Raw genomic sequence first — 15,792 nt, forward strand, 5'->3', positions numbered from 1 at the left:
GATGGACGACATGGACCACACGGAGCGAGGAGGCGGCGTGAATCCGCTGCGCGACGCGCAGGACCGACGACTCCCCCGGATCCCGGAGCCGTGCGCCCTGGTGATCTTCGGGGTGACCGGTGACCTGGCGCGCAAGAAGCTGCTGCCGGCGGTTTACGACCTGGCCAACCGGGGCCTGCTGCCCCCCGGTTTCGTGGTGCTGGGCTTCGCCCGCCGCGACTGGGGCGACGGCGACTTCGAGGCGTTGGCCCACGAGTCGGCCAAGCAGCACGCCCGGACACCGTGGCGCGAGGAGGTGTGGGGCCGGCTGGCCGGCAACATCAAGTTCGTCGGTGGCTCGTTCGACGACGACGCCGCCTTCGACAAGCTCGCCGCGACACTGAACCAGCTGCGCGACAGCCACGGCATCCACGGCAACGCCGCGTTCTACTTCTCCATCCCCCCGACGGCCTTCCCGGTGGTGCTCAAGCAACTGGCCCGCACCGGAATGGCCGACAACGAGAAGTGCGGCGGCTGGCGGCGGGTGGTGGTGGAGAAGCCGTTCGGCAACGACCTGCCCTCGGCGAAGGAACTCAACGACCTGGTCGACGACGTGTTCACCAGGCAGGACGTCTTCCGGATCGACCACTACCTGGGCAAGGAGACGGTCCAGAACATCCTCGCCCTGCGGTTCGCCAACAACCTGTTCGAGCCGCTGTGGAACTCCAAGTACGTCGACTCGGTGCAGATCACCATGGCCGAGGACGTCGGCATCGGCACCCGGGCCGGCTTCTACGACTCGGTCGGCACCGCCCGCGACGTGCTCCAGAACCACCTGCTCCAACTGCTCGCCCTGGTCGCCATGGAGGAGCCCACCAGCTTCGACGCCGACGAGATCCGGGCCGAGAAGCTGAAGGTGCTCAAGGCGATCACCCTGCCGAAGGACGTCGCCCGGGACACCGTACGCGGCCAGTACCTGCCCGGTTGGGTGGGCGGTCAGCGGGCCGTCGGCTACCTCGACGAGGAGGGTGTCCCCGCCGACTCGACCACCGAGACGTACGTGGCCGTCGAGCTGGGCATCCAGAACCGGCGCTGGGCCGGGGTGCCGTTCTACATCCGGGCCGGCAAGCGGCTGCCCCGGCGGGTCACCGAGGTCGCCATCATGTTCAAGAAGGCGCCGCACCTGCCGTTCAACACGGCCGACATGGAGTCGCTGGGCAACAACCAGCTCGTCATCCGGGTGCAGCCGGACGAGGGCGTGGTGCTGAAGTTCGGGTCGAAGGTGCCCGGCACCACGATGGAGGTCCGCGACATCGCGATGGACTTCCAGTACGGCGAGGCGTTCACCGAGTCCAGCCCCGAGGCGTACGAGCGGCTGGTGCTGGACGTGCTGATCGGCGACCGGACGCTCTTCCCGGACGCCGCCGAGGTGGAGCAGAGCTGGGCGGTGGTGGACCCGCTGGAGCACGCCTGGGAGGGCACCAAGCCGGAGCCGTACCGTTCCGGCGAGTGGGGTCCCCGGGCCGCCGACGAGATGCTGGCCCGCGAGGGCCGCGCCTGGCGGCGGGCGTGAACGGGCAGGTAGGTAGCAGGCACAGCGGGCGGACCGGGAGGCACCAGTGATCGGGCTGTGGGACACCACCGGCAACGAGGTGGTCAAGGCGCTCGCCGCCGAGCGGCGCAGCGCGGGCGGGGTGGCCAGCGGGATGGCGCTCACCCTGATCGTCGTGGTCGACGAGAAGCGGGTCCGGGACGCGGAGGCGGCGGCCACCATCGCCGCCGCCGCGCACCCGTGCCGGCTGCTCGTGGTCGTCCGCGCCGACGTGGAGCGGGAACGCAACCGGTTGGACGCGGAGATCGTCGTCGGCGGCCGGCTGGGCCCGTGCGAGGCGGTGGTGACCCGGATGTACGGCCGCCTCGCCCTGCACGCCGAGTCGGTGGTGATGCCGTTGCTGGTGCCGGACGTGCCGGTGGTCACCTGGTGGCACGGCGAACCACCGGCGGAGATCGCCACCGACTTCCTCGGGGTGGTCGCCGACCGGCGGATCACCGACTGCGCGCAGGCCGTCGACCCGATCGAGGCGCTGCGGGAGCGGGCCCGGGACTACGCCCCCGGGGACACCGACCTGGCGTGGACCCGGATCACCCCGTGGCGCACCCTGGTCGCCGGGGCGTTCGACACCACCGAGGCGCGGGTCACCGAGGCGACGGTGGTGGCCCCGCGGACCGACCCGACGGCGGCGCTGATGCGGGGTTGGCTGGCGGCCCGGCTCGGCATCGACCCGCAGTGGCAGCACACCGACGACCACCCGAGGATGCGTCAGGTGCAGCTGCGCTGCGCCAACGGCGACGAGCTGACGCTGACCCGGGACGACAGCCTGGCGACGTTCCGGCGTACCGGCCAGGACGACCGGGTGCTGCCGCTGGTGCGGCGACCGCTCGGTGACGAGCTGGCCGAGGAGTTGCGCCGGCTCGACACCGATCAGGTGTACGCCGAGGCGTTGGGCGCGGCGGCCGGCCTGTCCGGCCTGGAGCAGCGCCCGGCGCAGCGGGTGCACGTCTGGAAGGACCCGGCCACCGCGCGCCGGGCGGAGGCGGGCGTCAGCACGCACGCCGGCACCAGCGCGTCCTGACGTACGCCGGTGGGCGGTCCTGCGGGGCCGCCCACCGGCGTACGGTGCCCGCCGCCCACGACGGGCGGCCCGGCACGACGAGTTCCCCACCGGCACCCGGCGGGCCGACCGGTCCCCGCCACGACGAGCAGGACCGCGTCGCGCGGTCAGGAAAGGCCAACATGAGTGAGGCGAGTGTCGCCGTGCACGCCGACGCCGACCTGCTGGCGCAGGCGGTGGCGGCCCGGCTGGTGGTGAAGCTGCTCGACGCGCAGGCGGAGCGGGGCGCGGCGTCGATCGTGCTGACCGGGGGGCGGATCGCCGCGGCGGTCTACCGGGCGGTGGGCGCGTTGCCCGCCCACGACGCCGTCGACTGGTCCCGGGTGGACGTCTGGTGGGGCGACGAGCGTTTCCTGCCGGCGGGCGACCCGGAGCGCAACGAGACGCAGGCCCGCGCCGCGCTGCTGGACGCGATGCCGCTGGACCCGGCCCGGGTGCACCCGATGCCGGCCACCGACGGCCCGACCGGCGACGACCCGGAGGCCGGCGCCGCCGCGTACGCCGAGGAGCTGGCCCGGGCGGCCCGGCCCGGCCACGCCGCGCTGCCCCACTTCGACGTGCTGATGCTGGGTGTCGGTGAGGACGGGCACGTGGCGTCGGTCTTCCCCGAGCACCCGGTGCACCACGACACCCGGCCGGTCAGCGCGGTGCGGGGCAGCCCGAAGCCGCCGCCGGTGCGGACCACCCTCACCCTGCCGGCGATCAACACCGCCGAGGAGGTCTGGCTGGTCGCCAGCGGGGCCGACAAGGCGCGGGCGGTGGGGATGGCGCTGGCCGGGGCCGGCCCGAAGCAGCTCCCGGCGGCCGGGGTGCAGGGCGTCTCGCGGACCCTGTGGCTGCTCGACCGGGCGGCGGCGGCCGACGTGCCGGCCCGGCTGCGCAGCCTGCGCTGAGCGCGGGGCGGTCCGCCCGCCGGACCGCTCACACCGCCGCGGTGGTCACTCCCGGCCGCGGCGGCGGCGCAGCGCGGCCAACGCCTCGGCCAGCAGTGCCTCCCCCTCCTCCGGGGTACGTCGTTCCTTCACGTACGCCAGGTGGGTCTTGTAGGGCTCGGGACGGGTACGTCCGGGCGGGTTCTGGGCGTCCTGACCGGCGGGCAGGCCGCAGCGCGGACAGTCCCAGACGGCCGGCTCCTCGGCGTCCAACGCCAACCGGATCTCGGTGACGTGGTCGTTGCGGCACCAGTAGGTGACCGCGCGGCGGGGGGCCGGCTCGTACCGTTCGGTGGGGCGCTCCGGCCCCGAACCGATCCGGGAACCACGGATGACGTTGCCACTGGGCACACTCGCTCCTGTCGTCAGAGGGGACCACCGCCTGAGGCTGGCGGTGGACGACGTGGCGGAGAAAACAACTGCGCGCGGTCCGTGACGGACCGCGCGCAGATTGTACGACCTGATCGTGTCGCTCAGGACCCGCTGTTGAGCTGGAGCCGGAGCCAGAGACCGAGCCCGACGATGCAGGCGAACCAGACGATGCTCACCAGGACGGTGTAGCGGTCCAGGTTCTTCTCGGCCACCGACGAGCCGGCCAGGCTGGAGCTGACCCCGCCGCCGAACATGCTCGACAGCCCGCCGCCCTTACCGCGGTGCAGCAGGATGAGCATGGTGAGCAGAACGCTCGTGATGACCAGCAACACGATCAACGTGTATGCGAACCAGATCGGCATGGCTGGGGTCAGTCCTCTCGTTACGATCCTCGCCCGGACAGATCGGGCACGGCGGCACCGACCGGTGGACGGGCGGAGTCAAGAATAGCGAGCGATCAGGCGACCGTGTGCTCCGGGAAGCGGCAGATCTTCGCGAACTCCTCGGCGTCGAGGCTGGCCCCGCCCACCAGCGCCCCGTCCACGTCCGGCTGGGACATGATCGATGCGACGTTGGACGACTTCACCGAGCCGCCGTAGAGGATCCGGACCTGGTCGGCGGTGCCCTGGTCGTAGGTCTCGACCAGCCGCTTGCGGACCTCCCCGCAGACCTCCTGGGCGTCCTCGGGGGTGGCCGTCTTGCCGGTGCCGATCGCCCAGACCGGCTCGTAGGCGACCACGACCTTGGTGACCTGCTCGGCGGAGAGCCCCTTCAGGGCGCCGTCGAGCTGGTCGCAGCAGTGCGGGACGTGCCGCAGCTGCTCGCGGATCTCCAGGCCCTCACCGATGCAGAGGATCGGGGTGAGCCCGTTGGCCAGCGCGGCGGCCACCTTCGCGTTGACGATCGCGTCGTCCTCGTAGTGGTACTGCCGCCGCTCCGAGTGCCCGACCGCCACGTAGGTGCAGCCCAGCTTGGCCAGCATCGCCCCGGAGATGTCCCCGGTGTACGCGCCGGACTGGTACGGCGAGAGGTCCTGCCCGCCGTAGCCGATGAGCAGCTTGTCGCCGTCCACCGCGGTCTGCACGGTGCGCAGGTCGGTGAAGGGCGGCAGGACCACCGTCTCGACGGCGGTGAGCTGCTGCTCGGTGAGGCTCGCGGCCAGCTTCTGCACCAGCAGGTTGGCCTCGAGGTGGTTGAGGTTCATCTTCCAGTTGCCGGCCATCAGCGGCCGGCGGGTGACGCTCGCCATCAGTTCTCCAGGGCCGCGATGCCGGGGAGGGTCTTGCCCTCCAGGTACTCCAGGGAGGCGCCGCCACCTGTCGAGATGTGCCCGAACGACGACTCGTCCAGCCCGAGGGCCCGTACGGCCGCCGCCGAGTCACCGCCACCGACCACGGTGAACGCGTCGGTCTTGGTGATCGCCTCGGCGACACCCCGGGTGCCGTTCGCGAAGGCCGGCATCTCGAACACGCCCATCGGGCCGTTCCAGAAGACCGTCTTCGCCTGCGACAGCGCGGCGGTGAAGCCGGCCACCGTCTCCGGGCCGATGTCCAGGCCGAGCCGGTGGCTGGGGATGCCGTCGGCGGGCACCGTGTCGTGCGCGGCGTCCGGGGCGAAGGCGTCGGCCGCCACCACGTCCACCGGGAGCAGGATCTTGCCCTCGGCGCGGGACAGGAGGTTGCCGCAGGTCTCGACCATCTCCTCCTCCAGCAGCGAGGTGCCCACCTCGTGGCCCTGGGCCTTGAGGAAGGTGAAGCACATCCCGCCGCCGATGAGCAGCCGGTCGACCTTCGGCAGCAGCGCCTCGATGACCGCCAGCTTGTCGGAGACCTTGGAGCCGCCGAGCACCACCACGTACGGGCGCTCCGGCTCGCCGGTCAGCCGGGACAGCACCTCCACCTCGCGCAGCACCAGCCGGCCCGCCACGTGCGGCAGCCGGGCCGGTACGTCGTGGACACTGGCGTGCTTGCGGTGCACCGCGCCGAACGCGTCGTCCACGTACGCCTCGCCGAACGCGGCGAGCTGGTCGGCGAAGGCCCCCCGCTCGGTGTCGTCCTTGCTGGTCTCCCCCTTGTTGAAGCGGAGGTTCTCCAGCAGGGCCACCTGGCCGTCGGCCAGCGCGTCCACGGTGGCGCGGGCGGACTCGCCGACGGTGTCGGTGGCGAAGTGCACAGGCGCGTCGAGCAGCTCACCGAGCCGCCCGGCGACCGGGCGGAGGCTGTACTGCGGGTCCGGGGCGCCCTTCGGGCGGCCCAGGTGCGAGCAGACCACGACCTTCGCCCCGGCCTGCACGAGCGCGCCCAGGGTGGGCAGGACAGCCCGGATGCGGCCGTCGTCGGTGATCTCCCCGGTCTGCTTGTCGAGCGGGACGTTCAGGTCGGCGCGCACCAGCACGCGCCGACCCGACACCCCCTCGGCGAGCAGGTCGTCGAGGTTGCGGATGCTCGCACTCACAGCGAGGAACCCACCAGCTTGACCAGGTCGACGAGCCGGTTGGAGTAGCCCCACTCGTTGTCGTACCAGCCGACGACCTTGACCTGGTTGCCGATGACCTTGGTCAGCGGCGCGTCGAAGATGCACGACGCCGGGTCGGTGACGATGTCGGCCGAGACGATCGGGTCCTCGTTGTAGACCAGGATGCCCTTGAGCGGGCCGTCCGCGGCGGCCTTGATCGCGGCGTTGACCTCGTCCACGCTGGTCTCCCGGCCGACCTCGACGGTCAGGTCGGTGGCCGAGCCGGTCGGGATCGGCACCCGCAGCGCGTAACCGTCCAGCTTGCCCTTGAGCACCGGCAGCACCAGCCCGATCGCCTTGGCGGCACCGGTCGAGGTGGGGACGATGTTCAGCGCGGCGGCGCGGGCGCGACGCAGGTCCTTGTGCGGCGCGTCCTGGAGGTTCTGGTCCTGGGTGTACGCGTGGATCGTGGTCATCAGGCCCTTCTCGATGCCGAAGGTGTCCTGCAGGACCTTCGCCATCGGGGCCAGGCAGTTCGTGGTGCACGACGCGTTCGAGATGATGGTGTGCTTGGCCGGGTCGTACTGGTCGTGGTTCACGCCCATGACGACCGTGACGTCCTCGTTCTTCGCCGGGGCGGAGATGATGACCTTCTTGGCCCCGCCGTCGATGTGCGCCTTGGCCTTGGTGCCGTCGGTGAAGAAACCGGTGGACTCGATGACGACGTCCGCGCCGGCGTCGCCCCACGCCAGCTTCGCCGGGTCCTTCTCGGCGAACGCCTTGATGGTCTTGCCACCGACGGTGATCTCGTCGGCGGTGGCCTTGACCTCGTGCGGCAGGCGACCGAGGATGCTGTCGTACTTGAGCAGGTGGGCGAGCGTCGCGTTGTCGGTCAGGTCGTTCACGGCGACGACCTCGATGTCGGCGCCGGACGCCAGCACGGCCCGGAAGAAGTTACGGCCGATGCGGCCGAAGCCGTTGATGCCAACCCGGATGGTCACAGGTCCCATCTCCTCGCGTTCTGGTCCGCCGACGTCAGAACGGGCCGGCGGAGGTGTGTGCGCCGGCCGGTGAGCCGGCCGTTGACGATTCGTCTCGGCCACCCCGCCACGGTCTGGGAGGACCTGACCGCCCGAGGCGGCGTGCACGGCGAGGAGTGCCTGTGCCGGCCCCCTTGCCGTACCCATCGACCCTATCCGAGCGTGCCCCGCCGCCCTGCGGCGGGTGGTGACCCCGTCGGGTCGACGGCACGGCACGCCCCACCCACCCGACCCGGGGCACGTCACGCCCGCCGGCCCGTGCCTCGCACGCGCCCGCGGGGTGGCGGCCCACCGTCCTATCAGACCACGAGCATGTCCGGCGTGACTGCCGCTTCGGTATCCGGGATGCCCAGGTCACGGGCCCGCTTGTCGGCCAGCGCCAGCAGCCGGCGGATCCGCCCGGCGATCGCGTCCTTGGTCAACGGCGGGTCGGCCAGCGCGCCCAACTCCTCCAGCGACGCCTGCCGGTGCTCCAGCCGGAGCTGACCGGCCGAGGTGAGGTGGTTCGGGGCGTCGTCGGCGAGGATCTCCAGCGCCCGGGTGACCCGGGCGGCGGCGGCCACCGCGGCCCGCGCCGAGCGGCGCAGGTTGGCGTCGTCGAAGTTCGCCAGCCGGTTGGCGGTGGCCCGCACCTCGCGGCGGACCCGACGCTCCTCCCAGGCCAGCACGCTGGAGTGGGCACCGATCCGGGTGAGCAGCGCGGCGATCGCGTCACCGTCCTTGACCACCACCCGGTCCACCCCGCGCACCTCGCGGTTCTTGGCGGTGATGCCGATCCGTCGGGCCGCGCCGACCAGGGCCAGCGCCGACTCCGGACCCGGGCAGGTGATCTCCAGCGCGCTGGAGCGGCCCGGCTCGGTCAGCGAGCCGTGCGCCATGAACGCGCCCCGCCAGGCCGACACCGCGCAGCAGACGTTCGCCGCCACCACGTGCGGCGGCAGCCCGCGTACCGGCCGGCCCCGGACGTCGAGCAGGCCGGTCTGCCGGGCCAGCGCCTCGCCGTCCTTGACCACCCGGACGATGAAGTGGCTGCCCTTGCGCAGCCCACCGGAGGCGAGCACGTGGATCTCGCTGGGATAGCCGTAGACCTCGGCGATCTCCCGGCGCAGCCGACGGGCCACCGCCCCGGTGTCCAGCTCGGCCTCCACCACCACCCGACCGGAGACGATGTGCAGCCCACCGGCGAACCGCAGCAGCGCGGCCATCTCCGCCCGCCGGCAGCAGGGCTTGGGCACGTCGACCCGGCTCAGCTCGTCCTTGACCGCAGCCGTCATCGCCATTGTGCGCCCCCTCACGGACCGGTACCGGCGTGTCGCCGGTGATTACGTACGTGCTTAACGATCGGCGCCCAGGACAGGCACCAGTGCCGCAGCCAGGGCGGCCGGATCGTGACGGGGTGTGCCGTCGTCGACGGCGACCGGGGCGAGGACCAACCGGGCACCAAGCGATTCTGCCGCACGCCCGACCGGTTCGGGGTCACCCACCGCCTTGGAGTCGGCCACCACGTAGTCCACCGTGAGCTGCGGAAGGTACCAGCGCAGGGCGGCCAGGTGGTCGGCCACCGAGAGCCCCAGGGTCTCCTGCTCGGCGGCCAGGTTGAGGGTGACCAGCCGGCGGGCCGGGCTGGTCACGATCGCCTCGGCCAGCCCCGGCACCAGCAGGTGCGGCAGGACGCTGGTGTACCAGCTCCCCGGCCCGAAGATCAGCCAGTCCGCACCGCCGACCGCGGCCACCGCCTCCGCACAGGCCACCGGCGCGTCCGGGGTGATCCGCAGCGCCTCCACCGTGCCGGTGGTCACCGCCACGTGGCGCTGGCCGCGCACCGTGCGTACCTCGTCGGGGCGGGTCGGGTCCACCCCACGGACCCGGGCCTCGATGTCCACCGGCTCGGCGGACATCGGCAGCACCCGGCCGACCGCGCCGAGCATCGCCCCGGCGTGCGCGAGCGCGGCGACCGGGTCGCCGAGCTGCTCCATCAGGCCGCAGAGCACCAGGTTGCCCACCGCGTGACCGGCCAGCCCGTCGCGCTGGTCGCCGGCGAACCGGTGCTGGAACAGCCCGGCGCTGCGGCGGGTGGCCGGATGGTCCCCGGCCAGCGCCACCAGGGCCTGCCGCAGGTCGCCCGGGGGCAGCCCGCCGCGCTCGGCGCGCAGCCGGCCGCTGGAGCCGCCGTCGTCGCCGACGGTGACCACGGCGGTGATGTCCAGTTCGAGTTCCCCGGCGCAGTGTCGCAGCGCCCGCAGCGAGGCGGACAGACCGTGTCCCCCACCGAAGGCGACCACCGACGTCGCCGTCATTCCCGCCCCAGGTCCCGGTGCTGCGCGTTGGCGGCCAGCCCCGACTGGCGCAGCCGCTCGGCCAACTCCTCGGCGATCGCCACGCTGCGGTGCTTGCCGCCGGTGCAGCCGACGGCGACCGTCAGGTACCGCTTGCCCTCCCGTTCGAACCCGGCGGTGGTGGCGTTGACCAGCTCGGCGTACGAGGCGACGAAGGTGTCCGCGCCCTCCTGGCCGAGCACGTACGCGCTGACCGCCGCCTCCCGACCGGTGTGCTCCCGCAGCTCGGGCACCCAGTACGGATTCGGCAGGAACCGGGCGTCGAGCACGAAATCGGCGTCCGGCGGCAGGCCGTACTTGAAGCCGAAGGAGAGCACGGTGAGCCGCAGCCGACGGGCGTCCTCCCCGCCGAACAGCTCCTCGACCCGGCGACGGAGCTGGTTGACGTTGAGGTGGCTGGTGTCGATGATCACATCGGCCTGGTCCCGGGCCTCCTCCAGCAGTTCCCGCTCGACGGCGATCCCGTCGGCGAGCCGCCCCTCACCCTGCAACGGGTGCGAGCGGCGGACGCTCTCGAACCGTCGGATCAGCACCTCGTCGTCGGCGTCGACGAAGACCACCCGGGGCGAGAAGCCGCGCTCCTTGAGCTCCCGGATCGCCCCGGCCAGGTCGGTGGAGAAGGCCCGCGAGCGGACGTCCAGCACCATCGCGGTACGCCGGGCCGCCCCACCGGCCTTCATCGCCAGCTCGGCCATGTCCAGCATCAGCGCCTGCGGCAGGTTGTCCACCACGTAGTAGCCGACGTTCTCCAGGGCGCGGGCGACGGTGCTGCGGCCACCGCCGGACAGGCCGGTGACCACCACCAGCGTGGTGTCCGACTCCGCCGTGCCGCCCTCGACGTACCCGCCGGTTGTCCGCGCCTCGACCATCCCACCACTCCCGCTTCGTGGCGGCGGGCCCCGGGGGCCCCGTACCGCACAGGGTCAGTCGACGACTCTATCCCGGCGGGCGGCGTCGATCCCGGCACGCCCGACGGCGGGTTGCCCGACGGGTCCGGCCCGGCATCTGACCAGCGTCGGGAGCACCACCTGGCACACGGCGGTATGCCTGTCCGTCATATTGATGACGGACAGGCATACCGCCGAACGGCAGCCGGGCCGCCACGGCAGGGCCCGGCGGTGGCGGCCCGGTCGCCTAGCTGTCGTCGTGTTCGGTGGTGGCGGGGGAGGCGCAGTGGCCGGCCTGCGCCCGCAGCGCGCTCTCCCACACCGGGTCCGTGGCCGCCCACTCGCCGACCAGCGCCGCCAGCCGGCGCGCGGGCAGACCGCGCGCGAGCGCGGTCAGCTCCGCGACCCGGGGGTCGACCGCCGTGTCCGACCGGGGGGTGGCCGCCGAGGACCACGCGAAGCCGTCGGCCAGCGCGGCGGCGGTGAGGGCCACCGCGTGCGCACACAGGTCGGTGTCGGCGGCGCAGTCGCACTCCGTGGTGAAGCCGTCCGGCGTGACCCCCACCCAGACCTCGTACGGCGGCTGTCCCGCCTCGCGGATCACCCCGGTCACCCCGCCGCCGGCCGGGTCGATCTGCGCCGGCTGACCGGCGACCGTCAGTTCGTCCGCCGCCGCGCAGACGTCGGCCCCGGCCGCGTCCCGGAGTGCGTCGATGTCGATGCGTACCGCCATCGGGCCATCCAACCGCAACGAACCGACGCCGGTGACGTCAGGGCGGTGCCCGGTGCCCTGCGGAGGGGCGGCGCGGGGGCGTCGTGGACGGCGGTGTCGGGGCCGGCTCGTAGACTCCCCGGATGGTCTCCCCCACCGAGCTGCGCGCCTCCGACGCGCTCGACGTGCTCCGCCGGGTCTTCGGCTACGACGCCTTCCGGGGCTTCCAGCAGGAGGTCATCGACCACGTGGTGGCCGGCGGGGACGCGCTGGTGCTGATGCCCACCGGTGGCGGCAAGTCGCTGTGCTACCAGGTCCCGGCGCTGGTCCGTGACGGTGTCGCGGTGGTCGTCTCCCCGCTGATCGCCCTCATGCAGGACCAGGTCGACGCACTGACGGCGGTCGGCGTCCGCGCCGGCTTCCTCAACTCGACGCAGGACTACGCGGCCCGGCGCGCGGTCGAGCAGGCGTTCGTCGCCGGGGAGCTGGACCTGCTCTACCTCGCCCCGGAGGCGTTGGGCACCCGGGGCGTGCAGCAACTGCTCGACCGGGGGCGGATCGGCCTGTTCGCCATCGACGAGGCGCACTGCGTGTCCCAGTGGGGGCACGACTTCCGCCCCGACTACCTGGCCCTGTCGATGCTGCACGAACGCTGGCCGGCGGTGCCCCGGATCGCGTTGACCGCGACCGCCACCAGCGCCACCCGGGCCGAGATCGCCACCCGGCTCCAGCTCACCGAGGCGAAGCACTTCGTGGCGAGCTTCGACCGGCCCAACATCCAGTACCGGATCGTGCCCAAGAAGGAGCCGCGCAAGCAGTTGCTGGCCCTGCTGCGCGACGAGCACCCGGGCGACGCCGGCATCGTCTACTGCCTGTCCCGCGCCTCGGTGGACAAGACCGCCGAGTTCCTGGTCGCCAACGGGATCGCCGCGCTGCCCTACCACGCCGGCCTGGACGCGGGCACCCGCGCCGCCAACCAGCAGCGGTTCCTGCGCGAGGACGGCCTGGTCATGGTCGCCACGATCGCCTTCGGGATGGGCATCGACAAGCCGGACGTCCGGTTCGTGGCCCACCTCGACCTGCCCAAGTCGGTGGAGGGCTACTACCAGGAGACCGGCCGGGCCGGCCGGGACGGGCTGCCGTCGACCGCCTGGCTCGCCTACGGCCTGCAGGACGTGGTGCAGCAACGCAAGATGATCGAGACGTCGGACGGCGACCTGGCCCACCGGCGTAACCTCGCCACCCATCTGGACGCGATGCTGGCGCTCTGCGAGACGGTCCGCTGCCGCCGGGTGCAGCTGCTCGAATACTTCGGCCAGTCCGGCACGGCCGACTGCGGCAACTGCGACACCTGCCTGACCCCGCCGGAGACCTGGGACGGCACGGTGGCCGCGCAGAAGCTGCTGTCCACCGTCTACCGGCTCGACCGGGAACGCAACCAGCGCTTCGGGGCCGGGCACTGCGTCGACATCCTGCTCGGCAGGCAGAACGACAAGATCAGCCAGTACGGCCACGACGCGCTGAGCACCTTCGGCATCGGCACCGAGCTGCGTGAGGCGGAGTGGCGTGGGGTGGTCCGGCAGTTGCTCGCCGAGGGGCTGTTGGCGGTCGAGGGCGACTACGGCACGTTGGCGCTGACCGAGGCCAGCGCGGAGGTGCTGGGTCGCCGTCGCACGGTGACCATGCGCCGGGAGCCGGAGAAGGTGGCCTCGACCCGGTCGGCGAAGCCACGCGGCGCGGCCACCGTGGTCGCCGAGTTGTCCCCGGCGGCCGGGTCGCTGTTCGAGCGGCTGCGCGCCTGGCGGGGGGCCACCGCCAAGGAACAGGGCGTACCCGCGTACGTGATCTTCCACGACGCGACGCTGCGGCAGATCGCCACCGACGCCCCCACCTCGCTGGCCGAGCTGTCGAGGATCAGCGGCGTCGGCGAGAACAAGCTCGCCAAGTACGGCGAGTCCATCCTCGCCGTCCTCGCCGACCAGCCCTGACCGCTCTCCTTGATCCACTCACCTGGGCCGATGTTGCGGTATCCCGCCCGTCGGATACCGCAACTTCGCCCCCCGTCCGACCCCTGACCAGCCCGCTCGCCGCCCTACCCCCGTTGATCGACTCACCTGGGCCGAAGTTGCGCTATCCCCACCCCCGGAAACCGCAACTTCGCCCCCCAACCCACCCCCGACCAGCCCGCCCGCCACCCCACCGCCGTTGATCCACTCCCGTGGGCCGAAGTTGCGCTACCCCCACCCCCGGATACCGCAACTTCGCCCCAGTCGAGTTGATCACGCCAAACTCAACGGGCCCGCTCAGGCGCTGCCGGACGGGGGACCAGGACCGAGGGCCGGGACCAAGGACCGAGGGCCGGGACCAAGACCGGGGGCCGGGACCAGGACCGAGGGCCGGGACCAGGACCGAGGGCCGGGACCAGGACCGAGGGCCAAGGGCCAAGGGCCGGGGGCCGACGGGGTCAGTCGGTCGGGGTGGGGGTGGTGTCGCCGTCGAGGGCGGCGAGGATCGCCTCGGCGGTGCGCCGGCCCACCCCGGGCACCTCGACGATCTCCTCCACGGTGGCGGCGGAGAGCCGTTTGAGCGAGCCGAAGTGTTGCAGCAACGCCTTGCGGCGTACCTCGCCCAGCCCGGGGACGGTGTCCAGGGCCGATTCGGTCATCCGCTTGGAACGCCGCTGCCGGTGGAAGGTGATGGCGAACCGGTGCGCCTCGTCGCGGGCGCGTTGGAGCAGGTAGAGCCCCTCGGAGGTGCGCGGCAGAATGACCGGGTAGTCGTCGTCGGGCAGCCAGACCTCCTCCAGCCGCTTGGCCAGCCCGCACAGCGCCACGTCGTCGATGCCCAGCTCGGCCAGCGCCTGGGCCGCCGCCGCCACCTGCGGGGCGCCACCGTCGACGATCACGAGTTGCGGCGGGTACGCGAACTTGCGCGGCCGGCCGGTGGTCGGGTCGATGCCGGGGCGGTCGGGGTCGGAGGCGGTCTCCTCGCCCAGCTCGCCGGTCTCGGCGCGGGCGTCGAGGTAGCGGGCGAAGCGGCGACGCAGCACCTCGGACATCGCCGACAGGTCGTCGGTGGCGCCCCGGACGATGAACCGGCGGTACTCGCTCTTGCGGGGCAGCCCGTCCTCGAAGACGACCATGCTGGCCACCACGTCGGTGCCCTGGATCTGGGAGACGTCGAAGCACTCGATGCGCAGCGGCGAGGTACGCATGCCGAGCGCCTCGCTGATCTCGTCGAGCGCCTTGCCCCGGGTGGTGAGGTCGCCCGCCCGCTTGAGCTTGTGCCGGGCCAGCGCGTCCTTCGCGTTGCGGCCGACCGTCTCCAGCAGGGTCTTCTTGTCGCCGCGCTGGGGCACCCGCAGCGACACCCGGCTGCCCCGGCGGGTGCTGAGCCAGTCGGCGAGCGCGTCGGCGTCGACGGGCAGCTCGGGGACGAGCAGTTCCCGGGGGACGTCCGCCTCGCCCTGCTCGCCGCCGTAGACCTGGGTACAGAAGTGGTGGACCAGGTCGCCGGTGGTCAGCTCCTCGGTCTTTTCCACCACCCAGCCGCGTTGGCCGCGTACCCGGCCGTCGCGGACGTGGAAGACCTGCACGGCGGCTTCGAGGGGGTCGTCGGCGAAGGCGACCACGTCGGCGTCGGTGCCGTCGCCGAGCACCACGGTCTGCTTCTCCATGGCCCGGCGCAGGGCGGCCACGTCGTCGCGCAGCCGGGCCGCCCGCTCGAACTCCAACTGCTCGCTGGCCTCGGTCATCTCGCGTTCGAGGCGACGCACCATGCTGTCCGTGCGGCCGGCCATGAACTCGCAGAAGTTGTCGACGATCGCCCGGTGCGCCTCGGCGGAGACGGTGCCGACGCAGGGCGCGGAGCATTTGCCGATGTAGCCGAGCAGGCAGGGGCGACCCACCTGCCCGGCCCGCTTGAACACCCCGGCGGAGCAGGTGCGGGCGGGGAAGACCCGCAGCAGCAGGTCGAGCGTCTCGCGGATCGCCCAGGCGTGCGAGTACGGCCCGAAGTACCGCACGCCCTTACGCTTCGCGCCCCGCATGACCTGCAGCCGCGGGTATTCCTCGTCGAGGGTGACCGCCAGGTACGGGTACGACTTGTCGTCGCGGTACCTGACGTTGAACCGGGGGTCGTACTGCTTGATCCAGGTGTATTCGAGCTGGAGCGCCTCGACCTCGGTGCCGACGGTGACCCAGTCGACCGACTCGGCCGTGGTGACCATCTGCCGGGTGCGCTCGTGCAGCCCCCACGGGTCGGCGAAGTAGGAGTTGAGCCTGCTGCGCAGGTTCTTGGCCTTGCCGACGTAGATCACCCGGCCGGTGCCGTCGCGGAACCGGTAGACCCCGGGGGACTCGGGGATCGTGCCGGTCGCGGGGCGGTAGGTCGAGGGATCAGCCACGGC

14 protein-coding genes are annotated in these 15,792 nt (G+C 72.6%); 4 read left to right on the forward strand and 10 right to left on the reverse strand.

The genetic code is table 11. From position 1 onward, the window contains the following. The first annotated feature begins 10 nt into the window (after nt 1-10). From zwf to pgl, 3 genes are all read left to right on the forward strand, one after another. Nucleotides 11-1,552 (forward strand): glucose-6-phosphate dehydrogenase, encoded by a 1,542-nt coding sequence (gene zwf, locus ACN261_RS30760; RefSeq protein ID WP_204926233.1) that lies wholly within the window; start codon nt 11-13, stop codon nt 1,550-1,552. 46 nt (nt 1,553-1,598) lie between these two features. Next, nucleotides 1,599-2,612 carry a glucose-6-phosphate dehydrogenase assembly protein OpcA gene (locus ACN261_RS30765; protein WP_421483336.1) on the forward strand — a complete coding sequence of 338 codons (1,014 nt, stop codon included), beginning with the start codon at nt 1,599-1,601 and terminating at the stop codon, nt 2,610-2,612. Between the two features lie 161 nt (nt 2,613-2,773). After that, the gene (gene pgl / locus ACN261_RS30770) at nt 2,774-3,544 is read left to right on the forward strand and encodes a 6-phosphogluconolactonase (RefSeq protein WP_088645094.1); all 771 of its coding nucleotides are present in this window, start codon (nt 2,774-2,776) and stop codon (nt 3,542-3,544) included. A 45-nt stretch (nt 3,545-3,589) separates the two neighbouring features. On the opposite strand, the gene ACN261_RS30775 is transcribed toward pgl, so the two are convergent. The 9 genes from ACN261_RS30775 to ACN261_RS30815 all read right to left on the reverse strand — a co-directional run bounded on the left by ACN261_RS30775 (nt 3,590) and on the right by ACN261_RS30815 (nt 11,405). After that, entirely contained in the window at nt 3,590-3,934 is a 345-nt protein-coding gene (locus ACN261_RS30775; RefSeq protein ID WP_088645051.1) for an RNA polymerase-binding protein RbpA, read from the reverse strand. Nucleotides 3,935-4,056: 122 nt separating this feature from the next. After that, nucleotides 4,057-4,317 carry a preprotein translocase subunit SecG gene (gene secG / locus ACN261_RS30780; RefSeq protein ID WP_088645052.1) on the reverse strand — a complete coding sequence of 87 codons (261 nt, stop codon included), beginning with the start codon at nt 4,315-4,317 and terminating at the stop codon, nt 4,057-4,059. A gap of 95 nt (nt 4,318-4,412) precedes the next feature. Then, nucleotides 4,413-5,204 carry a triose-phosphate isomerase gene (gene tpiA, locus ACN261_RS30785; RefSeq protein WP_421483337.1) on the reverse strand — a complete coding sequence of 264 codons (792 nt, stop codon included), beginning with the start codon at nt 5,202-5,204 and terminating at the stop codon, nt 4,413-4,415. After that, complete coding sequence (locus ACN261_RS30790) at nt 5,204-6,409, reverse strand: phosphoglycerate kinase (RefSeq protein ID WP_211291563.1); 1,206 nt, start codon at nt 6,407-6,409, stop codon at nt 5,204-5,206. Before ACN261_RS30790 ends, tpiA begins: the two co-directional genes overlap by 1 nt. Then, nucleotides 6,406-7,410, reverse strand: a complete 1,005-nt coding sequence (gene gap, locus ACN261_RS30795) for a type I glyceraldehyde-3-phosphate dehydrogenase (RefSeq protein WP_088645054.1) — start codon at nt 7,408-7,410, stop codon at nt 6,406-6,408. The genes ACN261_RS30790 and gap overlap by 4 nt, the downstream gene beginning before the upstream one ends. A 338-nt stretch (nt 7,411-7,748) precedes the next feature. Beyond that, on the reverse strand, nt 7,749-8,729 hold the full coding sequence (gene whiA / locus ACN261_RS30800; RefSeq protein ID WP_067304387.1) for a DNA-binding protein WhiA: 981 nt from the start codon (nt 8,727-8,729) through the stop codon (nt 7,749-7,751). Nucleotides 8,730-8,783: 54 nt separating this feature from the next. Next, complete coding sequence (locus ACN261_RS30805) at nt 8,784-9,746, reverse strand: gluconeogenesis factor YvcK family protein (RefSeq protein WP_421483339.1); 963 nt, start codon at nt 9,744-9,746, stop codon at nt 8,784-8,786. Continuing rightward, nucleotides 9,743-10,654 carry an RNase adapter RapZ gene (gene rapZ, locus ACN261_RS30810; RefSeq protein ID WP_421483340.1) on the reverse strand — a complete coding sequence of 304 codons (912 nt, stop codon included), beginning with the start codon at nt 10,652-10,654 and terminating at the stop codon, nt 9,743-9,745. The genes ACN261_RS30805 and rapZ overlap by 4 nt, the downstream gene beginning before the upstream one ends. Before the next feature lie 265 nt (nt 10,655-10,919). After that, on the reverse strand, nt 10,920-11,405 hold the full coding sequence (locus tag ACN261_RS30815) for a hypothetical protein (protein WP_421483342.1): 486 nt from the start codon (nt 11,403-11,405) through the stop codon (nt 10,920-10,922). A gap of 122 nt (nt 11,406-11,527) precedes the next feature. On the opposite strand from ACN261_RS30815, the gene recQ reads away from it, so the two are divergent. Continuing rightward, a complete protein-coding gene (recQ, locus tag ACN261_RS30820) occupies nt 11,528-13,372 on the forward strand; it encodes a DNA helicase RecQ (protein ID WP_421483343.1) in 1,845 nt (614 codons plus the stop codon). 476 nt (nt 13,373-13,848) lie between these two features. Here recQ and uvrC read toward each other — a convergent pair whose 3' ends face one another. Next, on the reverse strand, nt 13,849-15,789 hold the full coding sequence (gene uvrC, locus ACN261_RS30825; RefSeq protein ID WP_425853496.1) for an excinuclease ABC subunit UvrC: 1,941 nt from the start codon (nt 15,787-15,789) through the stop codon (nt 13,849-13,851). Nucleotides 15,790-15,792 lie beyond the last annotated feature (3 nt).

It is taken from the genome of Micromonospora sp. WMMD723 (assembly GCF_049863385.1).
In the GTDB taxonomy this organism is placed as follows: domain Bacteria; phylum Actinomycetota; class Actinomycetes; order Mycobacteriales; family Micromonosporaceae; genus Micromonospora; species Micromonospora wenchangensis.

What these genes read in the sequence shown, in the direction of transcription:
- zwf (WP_204926233.1), top strand. Translation starts at nt 11, where the DNA reads ATGGACCACACGGAGCGAGGAGGCGGCGTGAATCCGCTGCGCGACGCG.
- pgl (WP_088645094.1), top strand. Translation starts at nt 2,774, where the DNA reads ATGAGTGAGGCGAGTGTCGCCGTGCACGCCGACGCCGACCTGCTGGCG.
- secG (WP_088645052.1), bottom strand. Translation starts at nt 4,317, where the DNA reads ATGCCGATCTGGTTCGCATACACGTTGATCGTGTTGCTGGTCATCACG.
- tpiA (WP_421483337.1), bottom strand. Translation starts at nt 5,204, where the DNA reads ATGGCGAGCGTCACCCGCCGGCCGCTGATGGCCGGCAACTGGAAGATG.
- whiA (WP_067304387.1), bottom strand. Translation starts at nt 8,729, where the DNA reads ATGGCGATGACGGCTGCGGTCAAGGACGAGCTGAGCCGGGTCGACGTG.
- ACN261_RS30805 (WP_421483339.1), bottom strand. Translation starts at nt 9,746, where the DNA reads ATGACGGCGACGTCGGTGGTCGCCTTCGGTGGGGGACACGGTCTGTCC.
- rapZ (WP_421483340.1), bottom strand. Translation starts at nt 10,654, where the DNA reads ATGGTCGAGGCGCGGACAACCGGCGGGTACGTCGAGGGCGGCACGGCG.
- ACN261_RS30815 (WP_421483342.1), bottom strand. Translation starts at nt 11,405, where the DNA reads ATGGCGGTACGCATCGACATCGACGCACTCCGGGACGCGGCCGGGGCC.
- recQ (WP_421483343.1), top strand. Translation starts at nt 11,528, where the DNA reads ATGGTCTCCCCCACCGAGCTGCGCGCCTCCGACGCGCTCGACGTGCTC.